The sequence below is a fragment of the Chloroflexota bacterium genome, assembly GCA_026713825.1.
Taxonomy (GTDB): Bacteria; Chloroflexota; Dehalococcoidia; order Lucifugimonadales; family UBA1127; genus UBA1127.
In genome coordinates, this window is sequence record JAPONS010000081.1 from 18,976 (window position 1) to 41,437 (window position 22,462).

The following is a 22,462-nucleotide window of genomic DNA, read 5'->3' on the forward strand; positions in this document are numbered from 1 at the left end:
GACACATCACCGCCCGCGGGCATACCGGGTCTCGTCATCCTGGACGTCCAGGTCCCGCGTCCGGTCGAGGTCCACTCCGGGCACGGGGCGGACCCCGCGAACAGTCACCAGGTGAAACGGCGGCGGTTCTTGCGGCTTGGAACGCTTCAGAGCGTCGTCCATCGTGCTGGCAATGAAGGCGCTCCCGCTCATGCCGCGGGCCGCTGCTTCCCGACGGATTTGCCTTGCCAGCTGTTCTTCAAGGGAGATCGTCGTTCTCATGATGCATAGCATACTATTCTTGCATAACTTCATCAAGTGCCCCTCAACAAACTTGCCGCTTACCGGTAGCGGCCATAGGAATGCCGAGCCCCGTCCGCTACACTGGAAGCATCACATCGTGGGAGTTGCATAGCGTGTGGGCCATAGTCATCGGAGCCGTGCTGGCCGTCGCCGCCGTCGTCGTCGTGCTGCTGCCCTTCGTGCGCGCGCGCCGCGACGCCGAGCCCGCGCTGCCCTTCGACGCCGAGGGCGTCCGCGTCCAGCGCGAGGGCCTCTACCGCGCCCTCGAGACGCTCCGGTTGGAGCGCGAGCTCGGCCAGGTCGACGGTGAGGAGTTCGAGCGCCAGATGCGCGAGTACCGCCGCACCGCCGCGTTGCTCGTCCGCGAGCAGGAGCGCCTCCTCGGCGAGGCGTCTACGCCGGATGACGAGCTTGAACGCGAAGTGCAGGAGGCCCGCGCCCACCTGCAGCGCATGGAGGACGAGGCCCCGTGAGAGCGTTCGCCCGTGCCGTCGCCCCGCCGCTTGCAGCGGCCATGCTCGCGGTGGGCATGCTCGCCGCCGCGCTGGCCACGGGCGGTCTGTCGCCCGCGAGCGTCGGGGCGCAGTCGGACGAGCGCGCGCCCACGACCATCTCCGGGCAGTCGCCCTCGACGGTCTCCGGCGTCGTCCGCAACGGCACCGCGGGCGGGTCGCCGCCCGTCGGCCTCTGGGTCACCCTCCGCTACCAGCTTGGCTCCGGCGAGCTTGTCGAGCACAACACCCCCACGCAGCCCGACGGCTCCTTCACCTTCACGGACCTCCCCCCGCAGGGCCGCCCCGGCTACGAGGTCCGCGCCACCTACCTGGACGTCGAGTACGCCGGCCGCGCCCTCGGCGAGCCGCTCATAGGCCCGCTGGAGCTCACGGTGTACGAGATCACCACCGACTTCGCCGTCCTCGCCCTCGTCGACGACACCCTCGCCGTCACCGGCGCCGACGGCAGCCGGCGGCAGTTCGCCGTGCTGGAGGCCGTCAAGCTCCGCAACACCGGCGACCGCACCTTCCGCGCCGACACGCTGACCGACGGCCCCATGAGCATGGTGCGCTTCTCGCTCCCCGACGGCGCGGCGGACCTCGACGTGCAGGCGTCGCTGCCCGGCGGCCACGTCCTGCAGGTCGACCGCGGCTTCGCCCTCACCGCGCCCGTCCCGCCCGGCGACCACGACATCCTCTACGTCTACCGCGTCCCCTACGAGTCCTCCATCAAACAGTACACGCCCAACTTCCCCATGGGCGCGGAGTCCTACCGCGTCATGGTGGTGAAGGGGGTGGCAGAGAGCTCCGGTCCCGGCATGCGCCCCGCCGCCGACATCGCCATCGGCGAAACCGGGTACCAGGTGCTCGAGGCGGGCCCCCTCGCCCCCGGCATGCGCGCCGCCGTCAGGCTCTCCGGGCTCCCGCAGCCCACGCTCCTCCAGCGCGCCGAGTCCGCCGTCCGCAGCGACGGCTTCCGCCGGGGCGCGCTCCCCGGCGCCGTCGGCCTCGTGCTCGTCGTGCTCGTCGGCGCCATCCTGCTGCGCCGCCGGTGGGGCAGCGCGTCTCGCGACGCCGCAAGGCGACAGGAGGACGCGGAAGCCCTCGACATGGCCCGCGGCGACATCATCAAGGCCATCGCCGATCTGGACGAGCGCTTTGAGTCGGGCCTCGTGGAGAGGGAGGACTACCAGCTTCAGCGCGCGGGGCTGGTCGAGCTTGCGAGGAAGACGCGATGACGCAGGACGCCGACCGCCGGGCCAACCGCCAGCGCCTCATCGTCATGGCGATCGTCGCCGTGCCGCTCATTGCCTTCTTTGCGGTGCTCGGCGTCGCCCTGTCCCGCAGCGGCGGCGTCCCCGCCGGCGTCGCCATCAACAGCACCCTCGGAGAGGCCGAGGTCCAGACGGAGGTGGCCCGCGACTTCACCCTCACCACCTTCGACGGCAAGACCGTGCGCCTCTCCGGCCTGCGCGGCAGCTACGTCATGGTCGACTTCTGGTCGTCGTGGTGCCCGCCCTGCATTGAGGAGGCCCCCGTCCTCGCCGCCGCCTACGACCGCTACCGGCCGCAGGGCGTCGAGTTCGTCGGCGTCGCCGTATGGGACGTCGAGGACGAGGCCGCCCGCTTCATCGAGGAGTCCGGCGCACCCTCCCCCGCCGGCGCCGACACCCGCGGCGTCATAGGCGTCGACTACGGCCTCACCGGCATCCCGGAAAAGTACTTCATAGACCCCCAGGGCCGCATAGTCCGCAAGTACGTCGGCCCCATGAGCGAAGACGCCCTGAATACCGTCCTGCAGGAGCTCCTCGCCACGCCATAGCCGCCCCGCCGCCATACCGGCGCATGCCGGTATCCAGCAGCGGGAGCGCCCCTCCCCCTCGGCCCCGCCGCCATACCGGCGCATGCCGGTATCCAGCAGCGGGAGCGCCATTGACCCGCCTCCGTCCCCATACCCATAATGCCCCCCAAGTTGGGGAAGGGGGGTGCGGCAATGATCGAGTGGCTGGGCATTGAACACCTTTTCGATCTCTCCACCACGGAGGCGGTCTGGGGGTTCCTCACCCCCCTCATCATCTTCGCCGCCTTTGCCCTCGCGCAGATCATCCTGCCCGCGAGGCGCGTCCCCGGCTACGTCATCGACGAGGCCACCGGCGAGCCCCGCAATTACCGCCTCAACGGGGTCCTCGTCTTCCTCCTCGCCATCGCCGTGTGGGCGACCGAGATCACCGGCATGCCCCGCGACTGGTTCTACCGCTCCACCATGTACGCCATCGCCGGCGGCACCGTCGTCACCTTCATCTTCGCCCTCATCGCCGTGTTCGGCGCGCCCAAGACCGCGCTCAACCCCATCGCCGCGTTCTGGACCGGCCGCGTCCGCGAGATCTCGTTCCTGGGCGACCGCTTCAACTTCGACGTGAAGATGTGGTTCTACGTCGTCGGCGGCACGATGCTCGCCCTCAACGCCCTCTCCGGCGCCGCCTGGCACTACGAGGAGTTCGGCGGCAACGCCAACCCCGGCATCTACCTCTACGCCGCCTTCTTCACCTTCTACACCCTCGACTACTTCATCTTCGAGCGCGTCCAGCTCTACACCTACGACCTCATCCACGAGCGCCTCGGCTTCATGCTCTTCTGGGGCGGCCTTGTGGTCTACGGGTGGCTCTTCATCCTCCCGCTGTGGGGCATGGCCGCCTACCCGGACCCCGGCTTCTCGACGGGCTGGACGTACGTGTGGCTCATCGGCACCGGCGCCCTCTTCCTGCTCGGCTGGAGCATCTCGCGCGGCGCCAACCTGCAGAAGTACACGTTCAAGCGATGGCCCGACCGCAAGTTTCTCGGCATCATCGAGCCCAAGTACATCGAGGCCGGCGACCGCAAGATCCTCTACAGCGGCTTCTGGGGCGTCGCCCGCCACTTCAACTACATGGGAGAGGGCTTCCTCTCGCTCTCCATCGCCCTGGTCTTCGGCCACTTCGACGTCCCCTGGGCATGGACTTACTTCGTCTTCATCGTCACCCTCTTCACCTTCCGCCAGCGCGACGACGACAGGCACTGCGCAGAAAAGTACGGCCCGGAGAAATGGGCGGAGTACAAGTCACGCGTGAAGTACCGCATCTTCCCCGGGGTGTACTAGGAGGGGGGCCGAGCTCAGTTTGCGCATTGGTCGGTTTCTCTGTACGCTGCGATGACATGGTGGTCCCGGGGATGCGCGCGCAATTGCACTCGTCGAATTCCCATCGCATGGAGGAGGTCACGAATGTTCTTCCACTGGCCCGGGCGGTATTCGGGACCGTTTCGTTGGAGAGTGAACTCTGCGCAGCACCTGCGGGATATGGGTCTCCATAAGAGTGCAGATGCGATGATGGGAATCAACGAGGAAGACAAGCGCGAGTGGCACGACAAGCAGGCGCGCAAGGAGAGGCGACGTGTGGAACGCCGCCACACGCCCCTCGGCCGATTCCTGAACATCCTCGGTTTCTGATCCCCGCCGCGGCCGCCTCCCTGCCCCTGCGTCGGCAGTCACGCCACCAGCGCCTCCTCGAAGCCCGCGGCGTGGCGCGTGCCCCGCACCGTCCCCGCCCTACCCCTCCGTCAGGCCGTTCCGCGCCGCCCAGAGCACCAGCTCCTGCATCGACGCGACGTTCAGCTTCTGCTGAATGCCGTAGACGGCGTTGCGAACGGTCACCGGCCTGATCCCCCGCTCCTCCGCTATTCGGGCGTAGGACATGCCACGTGCAAAGGAGATGAGGATCTCCCTTTCCCGTGTTGTCAGGCCGGCCTTCTGCGCGGCATCGCCTGTCTCTCTACCGCGCATACCCTTGAACACGCGCCGCACAACCTCGGCAGGCACGTGAAGCTCCCCCTGCGCAACGCCGCGTACGACTGCCAGCAGCCGGTCCAGGCCCGTTTCCTTCTGGAGGTAGCCGGTCGCCCCCGCGGCCACGGCCTCCACCACCGCGTCCTCCTCCGTGGAGGCCGTCAGCATGACCACCCGCGTCTCGGGATGGGCCTCCATGATCTCCCTGCACGCCGCCACACCGTCTTTCTTCGGCAGCATCACGTCCATGACGATGGTGTCGGGCAGCACCTCGGCGGCCACCCGCACCGCCTCCTCGCCGTCCGCGGCCTGTCCGACCACCTCGAACTCCCCCGTCTGCTCGAGGACCTGCTTCAGGCCGAACCGCAGGACCGAATGGTCGTCGACGATCATCACCCGGAGGCGCTCACCCGATGCCATCGCGGCGCTCCTCTCGTTCGCGCTGCATGGGGATCACGCAGGTCACGCTCGCCCCGCCCATGGCCCCTCGTTCCTCCACGATGAGGCTCCCTCCCAGGCGCTCCGCGCTACTGGCCATGTTTGCGAAGCCACTGCCGCGCTCCGCGTAGCCCTCGGAAAGCCCGGCCCCGTCGTCCGACACCGACAGGCGGATGTCATCCTCGCCGAAGGCAAGGTCAACAGCCACCCTGCATGCCTCCGCATGGCGGTAGGCGTTGGTGAGCGCGTTGTGCGCAATCGAGAAGAGCAGACTCGTCTGCTGCGTTGACAGCTCCGGCTCGAATCCGGTCTGCTTCAACTCGGCCGGGACACCGGTGATATTGGTGAAGCTGGTTGCGTGTGACCTGAGGGTCCTGCCGATCCCCCGCCCCTCGTAGATGCCTCCCATGTTGATGGGGTGGCGCAGTTCCCAGAGAATGGACCGGGACATGTGAGAGGTCTCCTCAAGCGTGGCAGCCAGTTCCGGGTTCGCGTTGCCGGCCAGGTTTCTGGCCGAGTCGATGCCCAGTCCGATCATGTAGGCGGACTGGGCTGCGGTGTCGTGAATGGTGTGGGACAGCTCCATGCGCTCGCGCTCGAGGGCCCGCTCGTGCTCCTCGGCCCGCCTGCGCCCCACTCGTTCGAACCTCATGGCCAGCGTGACTGCGGCGACAACCGCATACATGACGGCAACCCGGGCAAGGACGGTCTCATGTTCATTGGCCGCAAGGTCTATTCCGTTGCCCGCCGTCAGGCTGATTCCCACGTAGACGGCGGACACAGTGGTCATCAGGGCCATGGAGTGTCTGAAGGAACCGAGGCTCAACGCGAAGGCCGCCAGCACGGGGTAGTAGAAGAGATGGATGAAGGGGTGGTCGAAGCCGCCGCTCAGAGCCAGCCACACAGACACCAGCACCGCGTCCAGCGTGAAGAGGATCAGAAGCCAATCCCAGGTAAGCGTTCTGTTGGACCAGAGCCGGTAGTGGAGGGATCCGTTGATCCCGGCCAACGTGAACACCAACACTGCATACAGGAAGAACTCGGCAAATTCGTCGCCGATGTGATGCACGATCTCATACAGAAAGATAGCCACGCCGGCCCAGTGTCCCCAGACCGCAATGCTCGTAAGGAACCGCAGACCATCGGAATCGCTCTGGCTGCGTGACCAGTCGTTTGCCCGCAGGGCGCTGGTTGTCCTGGTGAGGATGAACCGGCCCTGGTTGATGAGTGTTCCGTGGAGCATCTCGCCTACCACCCCAACGACGGCTTCTCGAGCGCTCTTACGATGTCCGGCTGGGTGATTAGCGCACTTTTCAACAACCTACCCACTTTGACAACTGTCCGCAAGATGCAAATGCCCCTGCTGATAGAGCAATTGTACCTGTGGAGTCACGATTGCTTCCCAAGGTGGCGGTCTGGCGACAGACTACGCACTTCCCCGGCTGCCCGCTGGGCGCTGCCAATCAAGGGCCTCGCGCGGGCCAGGCGGGGAGCCCTTGACTCGGTCGTTTCGAGGGGGTTTCCGGCAACCTCTCGTACCCGGGTCGGGCGAGGCGGCATGCGTGGCGCTCGGTGAGTGGGACGCTCCCCAGGCGTGACGCATCCAAGCAGGAGGGAGGCTGACATGATTAGAGGCATCACACTGGTCTTGGTGGTCCTGCTGACATTTGGGGCCATGGCTTGCGGCGACGACGAGGTTCCCGAGGGCTATGAGCTTGTATCCAACGTCGGCGTAGCTCTCGGCGAGTGGAGCATCACCTCCACCCCCAACAGCGTCCCGGCCGGCTTGGTCCGGTTCAACGTCTCCAACGGCGGCCCCGCTGACCCGCACGAGCTGGTCATCTTCAAGACCTCCGTTGCCAAGGACGAGCTGGAGCGGATCGCCATCGCGAACCCGGAGGAGCGCGGCTTCCTGCCCGAAGAGGGCGTGAGCGGCGTCGAGTTCATCGGCGAGGTTGAGGAGTTCGACGTCGGTCTGGCAATGACCGGCGTCTTTGAGCTCTCGGCCGGCAGTTACGTCTTCATCTGCAACATCGTCGAGCCCGAAGAGCTGGACGAGGAAGGCAACCCTGAGAGCCACTTCCTCGAGGGGATGTACACGACCTTCACCGTCAACTAGCTGACGCCGGGGGTGGGCCGTCGCGTCCCGGCGGCCCGCCCTTTCAAGAAGTCGAAACGACTTCAGCACAAGCCTCGTGGTGATGCCCCTGTGCCCCGCGGGCAAGGTGTTCCGGGCGGCTGTCAGGGTGAGCTTCCGGCCTCCGTCCCCCTGGCCCTGAGCGGACTCCAGGGGCGACCTGCAGGCAGCGACTCTGTGTACCAGTAGGAGCGCTACATGGTGAGATTCGTATTTCTGGTTGTCCTGGCTCTCGCAATGACATCGGCCATGGCGTGCAGCTCCGGCATCGCCGAGATCGAGCACAACGCCGCCGTGTCGGCATCGCGCGCCGCCGGTTACCAGGACGGCTTCGAGAAGGGCTACGAAGAGGCCGAGGCCAAGTACCAGGCAGAGCTGTCCATGATGGAAGCCGAGGAGCGGCACGTCGGCGTCGCCCTGGGCGAGTGGTCGCTGACCGTGACCCCTAACACCGTCCCCTCCGGCGTCATCGAGTTCACCGCCTCCAACGGCGGGCCCGCAGACCCGCACGAGATGGTGATCTTCAAGACCGACCTCTCCATCCAGCAGTTGCTCGCCATCGCCGAGGCGAACCAGGACGAGCGCGGCTTCCTGCCCGAGGAGGGCGTGGAAGGCGTCGAGTTCATCGCCGAGATTGAGGAGTTCGACGTCGGTCAGGCCGCTTCCGGCGAGTACCTGCTCTTGCCCGGCCGCTACGTCCTCCTCTGCAACATCGTCGACGCGGACGAGATCGGCGATGACGGCCACCCGGAGGCCCACTTCCTCGAGGGCATGTGGGCAGAGTTCTTCGTGACGGAGGGCTAGGTCCCGGCCAGGAAGCCGGCGGAAGAAATGACGTTCCGGGGGTAAATGCGCCCCTTTACCCCTCGTCCCTCCTCCTGCACACTCTGGGTTCCTGCCAAGGCGGGAGCCCAGAGTGTTGCACGTCTGTTGGCCCTGCGTGAGGTCGAGAGGCGTGTCGCGCCCACTCCTTACCCCCGCGCCAGCAGCCACGCCACCAGCGCGGCCACGAAGCCCTCGCCGTACCCCGGCGCATGCCCGCTCCCCGACGACGCCCACAGCTCGACCGTGACCCCACCGGCGCACCCCGTCTCGACGCGGTACGCCTGCGTCTCGGCCCCCGGCACGTGCTCGTCCAGGTCGACGTCCGCGTACGGCTGCGCGTCCGAGGGCCACTCGCAGCCCGCCTTGCGGCTCCAGCGTTCGACCATCTCCCGCGCCCCGAGGTAGAACGCTCGCTCGCCCTTCGCGCCCGCCTCGGTTTCGTCGCCCTGGAACATGATCACGCGGTCCGCCGTCCCGTGGACGTGCAGCGCCGACACCGGTGGAGCGCCGTCGCAGCTCGATTCCTCGACGTAGCTCGTGCCGGCGAGGCTCGCCACGGCGCGGAGGCCCGGCAGCCCCTTGCACGCCATGTGGTGCGCCATGAACCCGCCGTTGGAGTACCCGAAGAAGTACACCGGCCCGAAGTTCCACGCCTCCCGTGCCTCCGCAACCAGCTCCGTCAGGTACGCGATGTCGTCCTCGCCCGACTTTCCGCCCTCGCAGCACTCGTCGGTGGGGTTCCAGAAGCGGCTGCCCTCGGCGCCCTGAACCCCGTTCGGCAGCAGCAGCGCGAACCCGTCCGAGTTCACGCGCATGTGCAGCGGCACGGACACCGACTGCCAGGCCGAGTCGCCCCCAAACCCGTGCAGCGACACGACCAGCGGCGTCTCCCCGTCGACAAACTCGACCGGCGTCACCAGCGCCGCGCGCTCCCCACGTCCGGCGTGCTCGACGTAGTGCACCTCGCCGCCCGAGGCCTCCACCACCGCGACGGTCCGCTCCACCACGTCGCCCGCCGGCAGCGACTTCTCCCCGTCCTTGGCGTCGGCCCACTGCTCCTTGTCGAGCGCGTCCCACTCCGCCTCGGCGTCGGCCTTCCCGACGTCCTGAGTCCGTTCGTCCGTGGGAGCATCGCCGCCGTCGCACGCAAGCAACGCAGCGGCCAGCAGGATGCAGACCGCCACAGCGCACCGCAAGGCGCTACATCCTATGCATGAATATCACGAAACGCTCGTCGAGCTTGAAGCCCACTGAATCCCAGTAGTCCAACGCCCACGGATGGTCCTTTCGGACATACGCGCCCACCACCTTCACGCCATTGAGCGCGAAGCGAGCCTTCACTTCCTCCAGGAGCGCACGTCCAATGCCCTGCCGCTGATACTGTTCTGCAACGGTGAGTCTGTAGATTGACCCGCGCCATCCGTCAAAGCCCCCAATGATGGTGCCGGTGATTTCGCCATTCGATTCTGCTACAAGGAACTCGAGTCCGGGCTCAGACACAGCGCGCTCGAGGTCTTCAGGCGTGTCGGTTGGGGTAGGCGCAGCAGGCGAAGCGGCCCATAGAGCAAGGACGCTTGCAACGTCTTCTCGGCGGCAATCCCTGATCGTCACTTCCCCTGTCGACATATCGAAAACCACCCTCGCAGCTTCCCCGACGGCCCGCGCCCTCGCCAACGGCCCCGCCGCCGGCGAGCATCACCCCAGCCGAACGCCCCCGCTCACCCCTCCAACTTCAGCAGCGCGGGCCGGATCCGCGTGTTCCAGTAGTCGCTGTCCCCCGCCTGCCGCAGCTCCTCGACGAGCGCCGCCGTCTCCGCGCCCACGGCCTCCGCGAGCTCCAGCGCCGGCCGCTCCCCGGCCAGCGCCGTCACCGCCGACCGCAGCTTCATCACGTACTCCGCCACCTCGAAGGCCGCCCGGTTGGACGCCGAGCGCGTCTGCAGCGCCTCCAGCTTCTCCAGCCACTCCAACCCCCGCTCGGCGTCCTCGAAGCGGTCTTCCATGTCGTTCGTCGTAGTCATGGGCCGTCCTCCACTGTCATCGACTGTGTCGTACAGCAAGGATAGAACGTCCCGCGGCCCCGGTGAAGCCCATGCGGGATGGAAGCCTCACCAAAACCTCTGCCGGCCAACCAGCGTCCCGCTACGACCCCGACTCGACGGGCGCCTCCACCGGCCACTCGACCACCTCGAACGACAGCAGCGACGAGTGTGTCGCCACCGGCGTCCCGCCGTCCGACCGGGCATGCCCGCGCTTGAACTCATCGCTGTTCACCCAGCGCAGAAAGTCCTCCTCGGAGCGCCACCGCGTGTACACGTAGTACCGAGTCTCGCCCTCCACGGGCCGCAGCAGTTGGAACCCCTCAAACCCTTCCATCCGCTCCACTTCCCCCGCCCGCTTGCCGAACCGCGCCTCCAGCTCCGCCCCCGCGCCCTCCGCCGGGGTGATCGCGTTGATCTTGACTACGCTCATTGTCGTCCTCCTGTTGCCCGTCCACATTTCGGAGCTTGCCCAAGCCGCGTGGGCCTGCCACGCCTCAAGCTCTTCCAACCCCCGTTCGGCATCCTCAGGCCGGTCTTCCATGCCGTTGGGCGTGGTCAGCCACCCCCCACCCGCTCACGTCATCGATGGTGCTGAAAATGAGTCAAGTGAACTACTAGTGGTCTCTAGTGCGAGAAACCTTAGCTTAGCCATTTGCAGAAGGCAAAGTATCGCCAAGCATATTCAAATCTAATGTGAGCCGAAGTTGTGGCTTCAGCGCTCAGAGACTCCTGCGACATCTCTCTAACTCCCGACAACTGTTTGAGGTCTCACCTCTACGCATGGCCATCGTCCATTCGGTTCTGTCTCACCGTACCACACCAATGGCGAACAGAGGCGAGGTATTTTCGGGGTCTCGCCGGCCATACCTGGCGCGTCGTGGTCTTCCCCAACCCACCCCCGCCCCCACTCGCCGCCCCCGCGCCCCACGGTGTACACTGGTCTCCTATCCACTCCCGCCATACTCTCCACGCCCCTGCACCATGCGCGGAGTGGTGAATGAGACCAAGGAGAAGCCTGTGTGCGGAATCGCGGGGTACGTCGGGCCGGCTGAAGCGCTGCCCGTCCTGCTGAACGCCCTCCACCGCGTCGAGTACCGCGGCTACGACTCCTGCGGCGTCGCCATCCTCAGCGGGCGCATTGAAACCGCCAAGGCCGTCGGCTACGTCGACGACCTCCGCGCCGCCATCGAGGACGCCAACGGCGCCGCGAGTGGCGCAGCGGCCGTCCCCGGCTCCCTCGGCATCGGCCACACCCGCTGGGCCACCGTCGGCTCCCCCTCGAAGCTCAACGCCCACCCCCACCTCGACTGCACCGGCCGCGTCGCCGTCGTCCACAACGGCAGCGTCGAGAACCACTACCCACTGCGCGAGGAGCTTCGCGCCCGCGGCCACCGCTTCCGCTCCGAGACCGACACCGAGGTCCTCGCCCACCTGTTCGAGGAGTCCGGCGGCTCCCCCGACGGCGTCGCCCAGGCCCTCGCCCGCGTCCACGGTCCCTACGCCATCGCCGTCCTCTTCGAGGGCTCGGACGCCATCACCGTCGCCCGCCGCGGCAGCCCGATCATCATCGGCCTCGGCCACGGCGAGAACATGGTCGGCTCCGACGTCCCCGCCGTCCTCGACCGCGCCCACGGCTTCGTCCACCTCGAGGACGGCGACATCGCCACCGTCACCGCCGGGGTGGTCGAGATCCGCCACCGCGGGGAGCTCGTCCGCCGCCGCGTCCACCACGTCAACTGGGGCCCGCAGGACGTCGACAAGGGCGGCTACGCGCACTTCCTGCTCAAGGAGATCCACGAGCAGCCCCGCGTCCTGCGCGACACCCTCGCCGGCCGCATCACAACCGACGGCCGCGTCACCCTTGACCTCGATCTCGACCGCCACCCGCAGCCGGAGGAGCTCTTCTTCCTCGGCTGCGGCTCCGCCTCCCACGCCGCCATGGTCGGCGAGACCTTCTTCGCCTCCCTCACCGACACCCGCGTCCAGGCCCTCGTGGCCTCCGAAATGGTGCGCCCCAGGCACCGCGGCCCCGGCGCGTGGAGCGTCCTCGTCTCCCAGTCCGGCGAAACCGCCGACACCGTCGACGCCGCCCGCGACGCCCGCCGCGCCGGCCACTTCACCCTCGCCCTCACCAACGTGCCGGAGAGCAGCATCACCCGCACGGCCCACGCCACCCACCACCTCCGCGCCGGCCAGGAGGTCAGCGTCGCCTCATCAAAGACCTACCTCGCGCAGCTCGCCGGCCTCTACCTCCTCGGCCTCGCCCTCTACCCGCCCGCCGAGCGCCCGCGCCGCAAGCTCGCCGCCGCCCTGCGCAAGCTCCCAGAGGCCGTCCAGCAGGCCCTCGCCATGTCCCCCCAGCTCGAGCAGCTCGGCACGCGCCTCGCGTCGGCCGAGCACGCCTTCATCATCGGCAAGGGCATCAACTACCCCACCGCCCTCGAGGGCGCGCTCAAGTTCAAGGAGGTCGCCTACCTCCACGCCGAGGGCTACGCGTCCGGCGAGCTCAAGCACGGCCCCTTCGCTCTCCTCGGCCCCGACACCCCCGTCATCGCCATCATGCCCCGCGACGATACCTACGACCGCATGCTCGTCGCCGTCGAGGAGGTCCACTCCCGCGGCGCCCCCATCATCGCCCTCACCGACTGCGACAACGCCGAGCTCCAGAGCATCGCGCAGTCAGTCGTCTGCCTGCCGCCCACGGAGCCGATGTTCACGCCCGTCGTCGGCACGGTCGCCCTCCAGCTCATGGCCTACTACTGCGCTCTAGCCAAGGGCTGCCCCATAGACCGCCCCCGCAACCTCGCCAAAAGCGTCACGGTGCACTAGCCGCGCCCTCCCGGTAGGGTCGTAGGGGCGTTTCGCGAAACGCCCGTCCGGCCGCCAGGCCGGAACCCCGACAAGCCCAACCCCACGCGCTCACCCTGAGCAACGCCGCCACCCTCTCCATCCCGGCGGAGGCATGTCCCGCAACCCGATACGGGGCCAGGATCCAGGGGCGGAGCGGGGCCGTTCGCCCTGAGGGAAATCGAAGGGGGAACGGGGGGCCTCAGCCCCCGCGGAAGTCCACCCATCTCGACCTCAGCCCCCACGACGCCGCCCCCGCGCCACGATGTGGTACGCTCCCCTCACCGCACACGACGGCCAGAGCGCCAGCCGGGAGGAGAGAACATGGCAGAGAAGCAAATCGTCGCATTCGGAGCGGTCAGGACCGCCGGGGCCGCCATGGACCAGCTCTCCAGCTACGTCCTCTCCCTCGTCGACAAGCCCAAGCCCCGGGTGTGCTGCATCCCGACAGCCACCGGCGACTCGCCCGCCGACCTCGTGCGGTACTACGGCATCTTCCATTCTAGCGTCTGCGAGCCCACGCACCTCGAGCTATTCAACCGCACGGTGCGCGACATCCGCGAGTTCCTCGTAAGCCAGGACGTCATCTTCGTCCTGGGAGGCAACACGGCGAACATGCTGGCCATCTGGCGCGTCCACGGCGTCGACGCCGCACTGCGCGAGGCCTGGGAGGCCGCCGTCGTGCTCTGCGGCGGCAGCGCGGGCTCCCTCTGCTGGTTCGAGTGCGGCACCACCGACTCCTACGACAAGAACCAGCTCCATCCGCTCCACGACGGCCTCGGCTTCCTCCCCTACTCCCACTGCCCCCACTACAACGCCGAGGACCAGCGCCGGCCCCTCTACCACCGCCTCATCGCCGAGGGCTTCCCGCCCGGCTACGCCGTCGACGACGGCGCCGCCATCCACTTCATCGGCACACAGCCGCACCGTGCGGTCAGCGGCAGGGAAGGCGCCAACGCCTACCGAGTGGAATTGCGGGACGGCCAAGTAGTGGAGACCTCCCTGGACCCCGTCCCAATCTGGTAGCCAAACCCTCAGCGAGGGGAGGCCGTCCGCCCCCCACCGCAACCGTCATCCCGGCGAATGCCGGGATCCAGAGGTGGTGAGCTGCCGTTCGCCCTGAGCCTCTCGAAGCCCCCAACCCGTCTTCCTGCGCAGGCAGAGCCTGCCCTCGCGAAGGCGGGGGAATCCCGACGAGCGAACCCTGTCGGCATCGTAGGGGCGATTCGCGAATCGCCCGTCCGGCCCTCAGGCCGGAACCCTTGGGAGGGAAGGGGCCGTTCGCCCTGCACCCGTCGAAGCCCCCACCCCGTCGTTCCTGCGGAGGCAGAGCCTGCCCCCGCGAAGGCGGGGGAACCCCGACGGACAGGCCACGCCCGTTGGGAAAGGCCCGCTACCCCGCGTCCTCCCCCACCAGCTCCGCGTCGCCACGGGCCACGCTCAACCCCAGCCACGCGTACCACGCGTACACCGGCAGCGCCACGTACACCGCCACCCGGTACATGATCGTCAGGTCGTGGATGTGCTCCGCCAGCAGTAGCGACACCACGCCCGCAATCGCCGCGAGCGCCGCCACCACGGCCAGCCACTTGCTCGCGCCGCCGGCATACCGGCCGTAGACGCCGACCGCCAGCGCCAGCGCGCCCACGAACCCCACGAAGCCCCCCATCACGCGAATGCCCGCCTGCACCGACTGTATCGTCACCGCCATGAACTCCAGCTGGGCGGGGCCCAGGGTCCCATGGGTCAGCTGGTGTACGATCATGTGGTTCAGCCCGCGCCCGAGGATCACGCCGACGAACGCCACCGTGATCGCGATGATGCCTCCCTGCATCAGCACGCTCGCCGCTGTCTTGCCGTCGACCGAGCGGAACAGGTGCCAGAACCCCGTCAGCGCCAGCAGCGATCCCACCGCCGTCAGTATCGCCGTCGTGTGCGCCAGCGACGCGTACTCCGCCAGGTTCTTCACCCGCGCCAGCGCCCCCGCGTCGAACCCCGTCCCGAACACCGGCCCGTTCGGCGAGAACACCCCAACCACCACAATCAGCGCCCCGCCCAGCGCCAGCGCCCAGCCGGCCAGCTTGTTCGCAGACATCGCGCCCATCTCCCCTCCCATCGATTGACCCTGGCGTCCCCGACGCCCGTCGCATCAACCCGCCCGCAATCTAACAGCCCGCTTACAGCGAAATCAATACACACAACGCGCCAAATGCACACGTTCCTTTCACGATATCACCCTAACCCCGTCGTTCCCGCGAAGCCTACGCCGCGCAACACACCGTCCGGCACGCGCGCATGCCAAAGAAACAGCTCAGGCAGAAACACACGCGGGTCCCGCCCTCCTCATCCTCATCATCGTGGCCAGAAAGATTCTCCCTGCCCTCCTTGAGGAAGAAGGGCACCAGGAACAGGGCCGCAACCGGGTCGGCCCACCACCACGCGAACAGGCTGTTGAGCCCCAGTCCCACCAGGATCGTCACGTCCTGCAGGTCGCAGAACAGGCTCTCCATCGCCTCCGCCCGCAGCGACCGCGACTGCATCCGCGCCGCGATGCGCATCTTCGCCACGTACAACGCCGACATCACGACGGCGCTCGCGACGACGATTGCGATCCCCACCAGGCTCGGCTGCGGCTCCGGCAGCCACCCCACAAGGTTGGCCCCCGAGTGCAGCACGATGTACCCCGCCAGCAGGAAGAAGCTCAGCCCCAGCAGCCGTTGCGCCCGCCGCTCCGCCGCCTCCGCCTGCGACTCGTCCAGCCGCATCTTCAGCTGCCACACCAGCACCCCGCCCGCCAGGAACTCGACGATGCTGTCCAGCCCGAAAGCCAGCATCGCAACGCTCCCCGCCGCCGCACCCGCCCACAGCGCAACCACAGCCTCCACCAGGTTCCACACCAACCCGACGGTCACCAAAACCAGCGCCGTCCTGCGAAGGGAATCAGATTCAAGCGTCAAGAATGCCCTCCCCCTCTGTCACATAACCTACCTTGCAAACTGCCGGGCCCGGGTCACAACAGAATGTCGGCACACTAGAGGATAGCGGCAATCACAGTCAATAGCCCGCAAGGGTTCTCCCCCTTCACGCTGCGCGCGGTTCCGCAGCCCGCGAGCACAGCTCTTCAACACAATGCTCGCCTGGCTCAGTGAACTCCAGGAGCCCCCACACCGTCGTTCGTTCACTACAAGGCTGAGGACACCGTCTGACTGGCCCCGGGTCCCCATCGCACATGGACAACTCTTACGGGCATTGCACGGCAGCGCGGAGGGAACGGGTTCTAGGGGTTGAGCAAGCGGATGTCCCCCATGAAACTCTCAAGCGTTTGAAGTGAAGGCCTTATAGCGGCGGGGTACCTCTGGTGCAGGGAGGCTGGAACTACAAGTTGAACGTTGGCACTAAGCATTTCCTGGAATTGATTCACAGACACGCCTTCCTGAAGTGTAAACAGATGCTTTACGCCAGTCGTCCCTTGCTGTAGTCCTGACTGCCAGCATCATCAACTGTTCCGCGGGACGAGCTTTACGTCTATCGTTGAAAGATATTCTCCCTATGGAAGGCGAGAAACTCCTCCCCAACCCCGAATTTCTTAGGGAGATGAATCGGCTTACCCCTGTAAGACTCAATAGCCGTGGCAAAGAACTCATCGCGCTCTGCAGCGAGATTGGCGGATATCCGCACGGTCAAGTCCTCTTCGATGGTGATTAGACCAGCGTCGAAGGCACGGTCATGCAGGGCCGACAGCGCCAAGCCGTTTCTAGGGTTCAACCTGTGAAGTTTCTCCAAACGCCACGGCACTATGTGGCTTGCCACAAGAAGGGTGGGGACTGACAACCCAGTGATACAACACCGTCCGCTGTATGCGCTCAAGACCATAGAACGAAAGAAGCTCTGACCAATCCGCTCCGTGGTTTGCACTATCTTGTCTTCCCCAACGCGGTCTATGACCTCGTATTCCAGCGTTTCACTTGTTGGTGCCGCTAGACCCTCTGCATCCATCAGAGCCCTTTGGCACTCTAAGGCAAAGTTTGCCGAGTCGCCTTCCATTTCCTTCCACATTTCCCGGTCGGCGGCAGTCGCCTTTTTGAGACCGACGCGCCCGGTGGACGTAATGGCGGGGTCAAGGCTGGCAATATTGCTGAGCTTCATTGCGAGGGAGGAGGGTGATCTACCAAGTGCATCAGCAAGCCTAACAATTTCAGGATTCCCGCTATGGAACCTACCAAAAGGCAAACGGCAGTACAAAGCAAACGCTACAAGTAAGTGTTGGCGTGTCCAAGACAACCGAGTGGGCATCTCCAGCTCTCCTCAAGAAAACTGCAAGGGTTAGGGGTATTGGCTCAACTCCTCAGCTTCTGGACCGAGGGCCCACCAAGGTGCATCGGGACACCAAGTTGCAATCGAGACCTCCCAGTGGCAGATGTACCCTTCTTTCACGTCAGTGTAGCTGCCATCTCGGGGGTCGGGCAGTCCCCATAAGAACTCATTGGTAAGTATCACTGTGCCATCTGGGCCAATGTGCGCCAATGCGGTATCGTCGCAACGGCTGCCTATAACCGCGACTCGGCTTCGTGACAGGATTGTCAGCAAGCGATCATTGGAGCCCGGCAGGCTGTGTTCTGGAACTACAATTTCACCACCCAACGCAGGACGAAGGAAGAGATCAGGCCAGCCAACTGCCGTGGTTAGATCGGACAGACCAATGTCCAGAATGCCTTTCTCATCGAACCCGAATTTCGCGGTGTAGTAGGTTCGCTCGGCCCAAGTCAAAGAGGTCCAGTGCTGGATGACAGATCTTATTCCGACGATTTCACCTGAGTCTTCATTGGTTATGATGATCCAGCCTTGGTTAACCAACTCCCCCATAGTTTTGCCGTATGCCAAGATTGCCATGTTGGAACCTTTCAGTACGATCTTCAGAGTGCAACACTCCCTTTAGCTTTGGCTAACGCTCCCACGCTGTCCGCTACCCCAGCGCCGCGCCTGCGAGGGGACTCAGACTCAAGCGCCAAGAAAGCCCTCCCCCTCTGCTCCGTAACCTTCCCCTCGATCTGCCGGGCCCGGGCCACAACAGAATGTCGGCACACTAGAGGAGAGCGGCAATCACAGTCAATAGCCCTTGGGCCCCCTCACGCCGCGCACCCCCACGCCCCCTCCCGTCGTTCCCGCGAAGACTGCAACCTCCCCCTCCGCTAGCGTCATACCGGCTTTTGCCGGTATCCAGGGGCGGCGAGGCCCACTTGCCCTGAGCCCGTTGAAGGGCTTGATGACGGCCACGTACCTACACCAAGAACGTCCATCTCTTGGAGGGACGTATACTACATAGTGGGCGCATTCCCCCCTTACAGGCTCCAATACGCATTCACAGTTGAGGGTTCAACATGATTGAAAGACCCAACCGCGAGACCAGATCTGACCGTCGGAGACGGGAACGGGAGACGGGTTGGAGCATTGAATGGCAAAACGATACAAAATTCTTGACTTTGTTCGTCAACCCTGGCGTAGCCTTCATGGATTGCGTGTGGTTGCAGAGCGTCATCATCCGGCTCCTCGTTCTATTTCAGCATCGAGACCGCATTTCAGAATTCGTGCAAGCAAACAGCGCTAGGGGTAACCTGTTACCCGAATGGTATGTAGTTGCGGTACACGACCATCTACGTACATCAGACATGCGTCCATTAATCAAGAAGTTTCAAGAAGCGTTTGCTACCTATCTCTCGGAAGAAACAGTTCATGACTTGAACTTCATGGCGAACACACGTAACGCCTTAGGACACGCCTACATTCAAGCGGGTCAGCACATCGACCGTGGTACTCAATCCGGAGCCAGATTGAGATATGCTCCACGAAACATCAAGGCATTTGGAGAAGCAAGTGAGGATGACTTCGTGGAGTTGGAGATAGTTGCCGACATGAGATGGATGGAAGCTCACCACACCAAGGTTTTCCGATTGTTCGGAGTAATTGAGAACATTGCGACAAGTCTTGGGGTCCCGAGCGGGATGATTTACTGAGCCGGGCATTTCTAGTTTGCAGATACCCCCCCGTCACGCCGCCCGCTTCCGCGACGCTTGCGCCCCCTCCCGCCCCCGCGCCAGCGCCCGCCACACCGTCCGCTCGCTCACCCCGAACCGGCGCGCCAGCGCCGACGCCGGCAGCCGCTCCCGACGCCGCGCCTCCAGGATCTCCCCGTCCCGCCGGTCCCGCTTCCCCCGCCGCCGCCAGTCCGGGTCGTCGTACTTGCACACCGCCCGCGGGCACCGCAGGCACGACCGCGACACCTCGCACCCGTCGTCCCGGTACTGGTAGCTCTCGGGCAGGACCTCCGGTCGCAGCTCTCGTTGCCTTCGTCCCACGGCGCTCCCCTTCCTCACGCATCTCTCCATCGCGGCCTTCCCGCGCGCCAAGTCCCCCTCCTCCGTTCGTCCTGAGGGAAATCGAAGGGTGAACGGAGGAGGCATCTGGTTTCCCTATCCCCCGTCGAACGCCACCCGGCCACGAGCGGCCCGCGGCGCGCTCCCCGCCGCCCGCACCGCCAGCGCCAGGCTCATCAGGTAGTCGTCGTGCCCCCGCGACGCCTCCACAAAGAAGTCCATCGTCTGGTTCACCCGGTACCGCGCCTGCGCCAGTTCCATCTCCCGCCGGAACTCCACGTGCTCCGCCGACCCGTCCCCCGCGTACGCGCTCAGCCGGCCCGAGTTCACCGCCGCCAGCAGATCGAACCCCAGCGACGACTTGCTCCCCGCCGTGAACACAAACGGCTCGACCGCCCCGCCCATCGCCCGCACGAGCCCGCTCGCGATCCCCGTCCCAAGCCCCGTCGCGTCCACCACCACCCGCCGGCACCGCCACCTCCGCTGCAGCAGGTCCACCAGCGACCCCGTCAGCGCATGGTGCGGCTCCCCCGTCCACCGGTAGTGCTCGACCACCCGCACGACGGGCGCGTCCGCCCGCAACCCGTACTCAACCTCCCCAATCGTCACGACGGTCGAGTCCCGCCCGCCCCGCTCCGCCGGCCGTTCGCCCTGAGCCTGTCGAAAGGCCTGATCCGCACCCAATCCAGAGCTCTCCCCCCACGGCTCCCCCGCCACGTCGACGCCCGCCACGTACGAACACCCCGGCCGAGGCCCCCGCAGCCGCCCGTGCGAGCCCTCCAGCCGCGCCAGCTGCGACCGCGAGAACATCCCCTCCCCCGCCGCTATCGGCAGCAGCCGGTACTGCGTCCGAAACAGCGGGTGCCCCCCCCCCAGCCGCTCCCGCTCCCCCTCCACGTACGCCCGGTACAGCGGGTCGACCGCCGCCACGGCCTCCCAGTCGAACGCGAAGTGCCGCCGGATCCCGTCCCGCCGCTCCATCTCGACGTTCTCCGCCGCCATCGATTCCAGCAGCGTCGCCCCGTCCCACGGCGTGCCGTACAGCGCCGTCGTCGCGTTGCCCGTCGCCCCCATCGGCCGGAACTCCTTGAAGAACTTCTCCGCGTCCACGTCCTGCGCCTCGTCCATCTCCAGCAGCACGTCCGCCGTCGCCCCCACCACGTTCGCCGAGGGCTCCGCGCTCAAAAACGTCTGCTGCGCCCGCCCCACCCGCACGATGTTCCCGCCCTCCATCCGCCACCCCAGCGGCAGACGGGCATCCTTCAGCCGCTCCCTCAGCCGCCGGAGGCTCACCAGCGCCTGCGGGCTGAACGTCGGCGCCGCCTTCACCAGACTCCCGCCCCTCTTGGAGAACCCAGAGAGCAGCCACACGCCCGTCTGCGCGCTGATCTCGTTCTTGCCCCCCTGCCGCGCAATCTCGACAGTGAACGTCAACCCCTTTCGTTCCCGCGCGCTCTCGAACACGGCAAAGGCAACCTGCGACTGGTACCGCCTCAACACCGGCAACCCCGACACCCCAACCCCCTTCCTCACCTCTGACCCCAACTCTCCATACCGGCGAAAGCATGCCCCGTACCCCGATACGGGGCCGGTATCCAGGGGGGTGCGGGGCCGGGGGGTGGCCGTTCACCCTGAGGGAAATCGAAGGGCGAACGGACGCCGGACGCCCCCCCCTCACGCCACAAACCGCAGCACCACCTGCACCACAACCGCCCCAACCACCAGAAAGATCAGCCCGTTCACCCGGTCCTTCACCTCCTTCAACCCCTCCTCCAGCCCCCGCACCCGCTCGCGCATCTGCACGTCAAACGCCGACACCGGCGTCAGCTCCGCGTCCGGCCCGAACCGCGGCGGCGCCCACCCCAGCCCGCCGAAGCGCGGCCGCAGCCGCCGCAACGCCCGCTCCAGCGCCCCCCTACCCCTCGGCCGCGTCACGGAACTCCCCCAGTCCCAGCGCCGCGCCGAAGCTGTTGACCAACCCCGCCAGGCTCCCCGCCAGGTCCTCCTCGGACTGCGGCGACATTCGGTAGCGCAGCGCCGCCATCCGCACCAGCGACCCAATCCCCCGGGACAGCAGGTCCAGCCGCTCCGGCTTCTCCCGCAACATCGAGAACAGCCGCGACCGCAGCGCCGCCATCTCCTCGTCGACGCCCTCCACCACCCGCGCCGAGGGCAGCAGCAGCCGCTCCGCCTCCGTCAGCGCCGCCGCGTAAAATCCCTCGTCCCCGTGCGGCTCACTCATCCCAGTCATCGCCGTCCTCCGACAGCAGCGCCAGCAGCGCCGACAGCGATTCCGGCGGGATGGTCTCCGCCACCCGCAGCACCGCGATTGCCAGCATGTACGCCACCTTGTCCCAGTCCTCCGACCCGATTACGCTGTCCAACGATCCCATCTCCTGCCTCACTTCCTTTCGCGCATCACCAGCGCAGTCATGTACAGCGCCGCCGCCAGCGAGATCCCCACCGCGGCGGCCTCCAGCCCCGGACTCCGCCCCACCGCCCCGAACCGCGACGCCACCAGCGGGTGCATCGCCCCAACCGCCAGCGCCGCGTTGATCACCACCATCGCGGCGAGCGCCGCCCGCCGGGCCCGCCCCCGCGCCGTCGCCACCCCGTCACTCCGCGACAACCGCCAAAGCTCCCGCACGAAGTGCATCGAGTTAAATCCCGCGGAAAGAACGATGAGCGCGCGTTCCAGGAGCAAGGCTCCTGTCCAGTAGTCCAAACCCTGCTCCTCCGGACGTCAGTCCTGTAGCTGAATGAGAACAAAAATAGAACATACATTCGCCACACGCAAGCCGGAAATGGCACACTCATGGCATCCCCCACCCCCTCCCCCACACGCGCGTCATTCCTGCGCAGGCAGGAACCCAGAGGGGCGCGGCGGCGGGGCACCCGCACCACCAACCAACGTCGCCACTCCCACACCCCCACGCCTCCATACCGGCGGAGGCCGGTATCCAGTGGCGGGGCATCCTCACCACCAACCACCCTCCCTACTCCAACCCCCTCCCCGTCGTTCCTGCGAAGGCAGGAACCCCGACAAACGGGACGCACGCTGACGCCCCTGAATATGGGGAGGGGCAAGGGTGGCCGTTCGTCCTGAGGGAAATCGAAGGGCCCCCGCCCCCATCGTGACGCCAAAACCCGCCCGCGCTACCATTGGTGCGGCGGCCTCGTTCGCGCCCAACGCCCCCGCCATAGCC

28 protein-coding genes are annotated in these 22,462 nt (G+C 66.5%); 10 read left to right on the forward strand and 18 right to left on the reverse strand.

Annotated elements, in window-relative coordinates; translation table 11 throughout:
- Nucleotides 1-6: 6 nt before the first annotated feature.
- Nucleotides 7-261, reverse strand: a complete 255-nt coding sequence (locus OXC99_10520; GenBank protein MCY4625415.1) for a ribbon-helix-helix protein, CopG family — start codon at nt 259-261, stop codon at nt 7-9.
- A gap of 80 nt (nt 262-341) precedes the next feature.
- Between OXC99_10520 and OXC99_10525 the strand changes: the two genes are divergently transcribed.
- The 5 genes from OXC99_10525 (at nt 342) to OXC99_10545 (ending at nt 4,260) form a co-directional block, all read left to right on the forward strand.
- The gene (locus OXC99_10525; protein ID MCY4625416.1) at nt 342-755 is read left to right on the forward strand and encodes a hypothetical protein; all 414 of its coding nucleotides are present in this window, start codon (nt 342-344) and stop codon (nt 753-755) included.
- Nucleotides 752-2,014: a hypothetical protein gene (locus OXC99_10530; protein ID MCY4625417.1), complete on the forward strand. Its 1,263-nt coding sequence runs from the start codon at nt 752-754 to the stop codon at nt 2,012-2,014. Before OXC99_10525 ends, OXC99_10530 begins: the two co-directional genes overlap by 4 nt.
- Nucleotides 2,011-2,598: a TlpA disulfide reductase family protein gene (locus OXC99_10535; GenBank protein ID MCY4625418.1), complete on the forward strand. Its 588-nt coding sequence runs from the start codon at nt 2,011-2,013 to the stop codon at nt 2,596-2,598. Before OXC99_10530 ends, OXC99_10535 begins: the two co-directional genes overlap by 4 nt.
- 171 nt (nt 2,599-2,769) lie before the next feature.
- Complete coding sequence (locus OXC99_10540; protein ID MCY4625419.1) at nt 2,770-3,912, forward strand: DUF1295 domain-containing protein; 1,143 nt, start codon at nt 2,770-2,772, stop codon at nt 3,910-3,912.
- Nucleotides 3,913-4,137: 225 nt separating this feature from the next.
- Entirely contained in the window at nt 4,138-4,260 is a 123-nt protein-coding gene (locus OXC99_10545) for a hypothetical protein (protein MCY4625420.1), read from the forward strand.
- A gap of 99 nt (nt 4,261-4,359) precedes the next feature.
- Here the strand turns inward: OXC99_10545 and OXC99_10550 are convergent, their stop codons facing one another.
- Both OXC99_10550 and OXC99_10555 read right to left on the reverse strand, forming a co-directional pair.
- Complete coding sequence (locus tag OXC99_10550; GenBank protein ID MCY4625421.1) at nt 4,360-5,016, reverse strand: response regulator transcription factor; 657 nt, start codon at nt 5,014-5,016, stop codon at nt 4,360-4,362.
- Entirely contained in the window at nt 5,003-6,277 is a 1,275-nt protein-coding gene (locus OXC99_10555; protein ID MCY4625422.1) for a histidine kinase, read from the reverse strand. Before OXC99_10555 ends, OXC99_10550 begins: the two co-directional genes overlap by 14 nt.
- A gap of 381 nt (nt 6,278-6,658) precedes the next feature.
- Between OXC99_10555 and OXC99_10560 the strand changes: the two genes are divergently transcribed.
- Nucleotides 6,659-7,153, forward strand: a complete 495-nt coding sequence (locus tag OXC99_10560) for a hypothetical protein (GenBank protein MCY4625423.1) — start codon at nt 6,659-6,661, stop codon at nt 7,151-7,153.
- 216 nt (nt 7,154-7,369) lie between these two features.
- Entirely contained in the window at nt 7,370-7,975 is a 606-nt protein-coding gene (locus OXC99_10565; GenBank protein ID MCY4625424.1) for a hypothetical protein, read from the forward strand.
- A 167-nt stretch (nt 7,976-8,142) separates the two neighbouring features.
- On the opposite strand, the gene OXC99_10570 is transcribed toward OXC99_10565, so the two are convergent.
- From OXC99_10570 to OXC99_10585, 4 genes are all read right to left on the reverse strand, one after another.
- Entirely contained in the window at nt 8,143-9,180 is a 1,038-nt protein-coding gene (locus OXC99_10570) for a hypothetical protein (protein ID MCY4625425.1), read from the reverse strand.
- A gap of 16 nt (nt 9,181-9,196) precedes the next feature.
- Nucleotides 9,197-9,622 (reverse strand): GNAT family N-acetyltransferase, encoded by a 426-nt coding sequence (locus OXC99_10575; protein MCY4625426.1) that lies wholly within the window; start codon nt 9,620-9,622, stop codon nt 9,197-9,199.
- A 92-nt stretch (nt 9,623-9,714) separates the two neighbouring features.
- Complete coding sequence (locus OXC99_10580) at nt 9,715-10,017, reverse strand: hypothetical protein (protein MCY4625427.1); 303 nt, start codon at nt 10,015-10,017, stop codon at nt 9,715-9,717.
- A gap of 121 nt (nt 10,018-10,138) precedes the next feature.
- A complete protein-coding gene (locus OXC99_10585; GenBank protein ID MCY4625428.1) occupies nt 10,139-10,468 on the reverse strand; it encodes an antibiotic biosynthesis monooxygenase in 330 nt (109 codons plus the stop codon).
- 563 nt (nt 10,469-11,031) lie between these two features.
- On the opposite strand from OXC99_10585, the gene glmS reads away from it, so the two are divergent.
- Together glmS and OXC99_10595 are read left to right on the forward strand one after the other, a co-directional pair.
- Nucleotides 11,032-12,867, forward strand: coding sequence for a glutamine--fructose-6-phosphate transaminase (isomerizing) (gene glmS, locus OXC99_10590; protein ID MCY4625429.1), 1,836 nt, complete (start codon nt 11,032-11,034; stop codon nt 12,865-12,867).
- 342 nt (nt 12,868-13,209) lie between these two features.
- Nucleotides 13,210-13,911 (forward strand): peptidase E, encoded by a 702-nt coding sequence (locus OXC99_10595; protein ID MCY4625430.1) that lies wholly within the window; start codon nt 13,210-13,212, stop codon nt 13,909-13,911.
- Between the two features lie 367 nt (nt 13,912-14,278).
- Here the strand turns inward: OXC99_10595 and OXC99_10600 are convergent, their stop codons facing one another.
- The 5 genes from OXC99_10600 to OXC99_10620 all read right to left on the reverse strand — a co-directional run bounded on the left by OXC99_10600 (nt 14,279) and on the right by OXC99_10620 (nt 17,775).
- Nucleotides 14,279-14,989 carry a hypothetical protein gene (locus tag OXC99_10600; protein ID MCY4625431.1) on the reverse strand — a complete coding sequence of 237 codons (711 nt, stop codon included), beginning with the start codon at nt 14,987-14,989 and terminating at the stop codon, nt 14,279-14,281.
- Between the two features lie 157 nt (nt 14,990-15,146).
- Nucleotides 15,147-15,842 (reverse strand): cation transporter, encoded by a 696-nt coding sequence (locus OXC99_10605; protein ID MCY4625432.1) that lies wholly within the window; start codon nt 15,840-15,842, stop codon nt 15,147-15,149.
- 320 nt (nt 15,843-16,162) lie between these two features.
- Nucleotides 16,163-16,288, reverse strand: coding sequence for a type II restriction endonuclease (locus OXC99_10610; protein MCY4625433.1), 126 nt, complete (start codon nt 16,286-16,288; stop codon nt 16,163-16,165).
- A 122-nt stretch (nt 16,289-16,410) separates the two neighbouring features.
- Nucleotides 16,411-17,031 carry an HNH endonuclease gene (locus OXC99_10615; protein MCY4625434.1) on the reverse strand — a complete coding sequence of 207 codons (621 nt, stop codon included), beginning with the start codon at nt 17,029-17,031 and terminating at the stop codon, nt 16,411-16,413.
- A gap of 177 nt (nt 17,032-17,208) precedes the next feature.
- Nucleotides 17,209-17,775, reverse strand: a complete 567-nt coding sequence (locus OXC99_10620; protein ID MCY4625435.1) for a hypothetical protein — start codon at nt 17,773-17,775, stop codon at nt 17,209-17,211.
- 488 nt (nt 17,776-18,263) lie between these two features.
- On the opposite strand from OXC99_10620, the gene OXC99_10625 reads away from it, so the two are divergent.
- Nucleotides 18,264-18,896 carry a hypothetical protein gene (locus OXC99_10625; GenBank protein ID MCY4625436.1) on the forward strand — a complete coding sequence of 211 codons (633 nt, stop codon included), beginning with the start codon at nt 18,264-18,266 and terminating at the stop codon, nt 18,894-18,896.
- A 33-nt stretch (nt 18,897-18,929) separates the two neighbouring features.
- Here OXC99_10625 and OXC99_10630 read toward each other — a convergent pair whose 3' ends face one another.
- The 6 genes from OXC99_10630 to OXC99_10655 form a co-directional block, all read right to left on the reverse strand.
- A complete protein-coding gene (locus tag OXC99_10630) occupies nt 18,930-19,256 on the reverse strand; it encodes an HTH domain-containing protein (protein MCY4625437.1) in 327 nt (108 codons plus the stop codon).
- 96 nt (nt 19,257-19,352) lie between these two features.
- Complete coding sequence (locus tag OXC99_10635; GenBank protein MCY4625438.1) at nt 19,353-20,771, reverse strand: hypothetical protein; 1,419 nt, start codon at nt 20,769-20,771, stop codon at nt 19,353-19,355.
- 159 nt (nt 20,772-20,930) lie between these two features.
- Complete coding sequence (locus tag OXC99_10640; protein ID MCY4625439.1) at nt 20,931-21,191, reverse strand: hypothetical protein; 261 nt, start codon at nt 21,189-21,191, stop codon at nt 20,931-20,933.
- Nucleotides 21,172-21,507: a hypothetical protein gene (locus tag OXC99_10645; GenBank protein MCY4625440.1), complete on the reverse strand. Its 336-nt coding sequence runs from the start codon at nt 21,505-21,507 to the stop codon at nt 21,172-21,174. The genes OXC99_10640 and OXC99_10645 overlap by 20 nt, the downstream gene beginning before the upstream one ends.
- On the reverse strand, nt 21,491-21,640 hold the full coding sequence (locus OXC99_10650; protein MCY4625441.1) for a hypothetical protein: 150 nt from the start codon (nt 21,638-21,640) through the stop codon (nt 21,491-21,493). The genes OXC99_10645 and OXC99_10650 overlap by 17 nt, the downstream gene beginning before the upstream one ends.
- A gap of 17 nt (nt 21,641-21,657) precedes the next feature.
- A complete protein-coding gene (locus OXC99_10655; GenBank protein MCY4625442.1) occupies nt 21,658-21,981 on the reverse strand; it encodes a hypothetical protein in 324 nt (107 codons plus the stop codon).
- Nucleotides 21,982-22,462 lie beyond the last annotated feature (481 nt).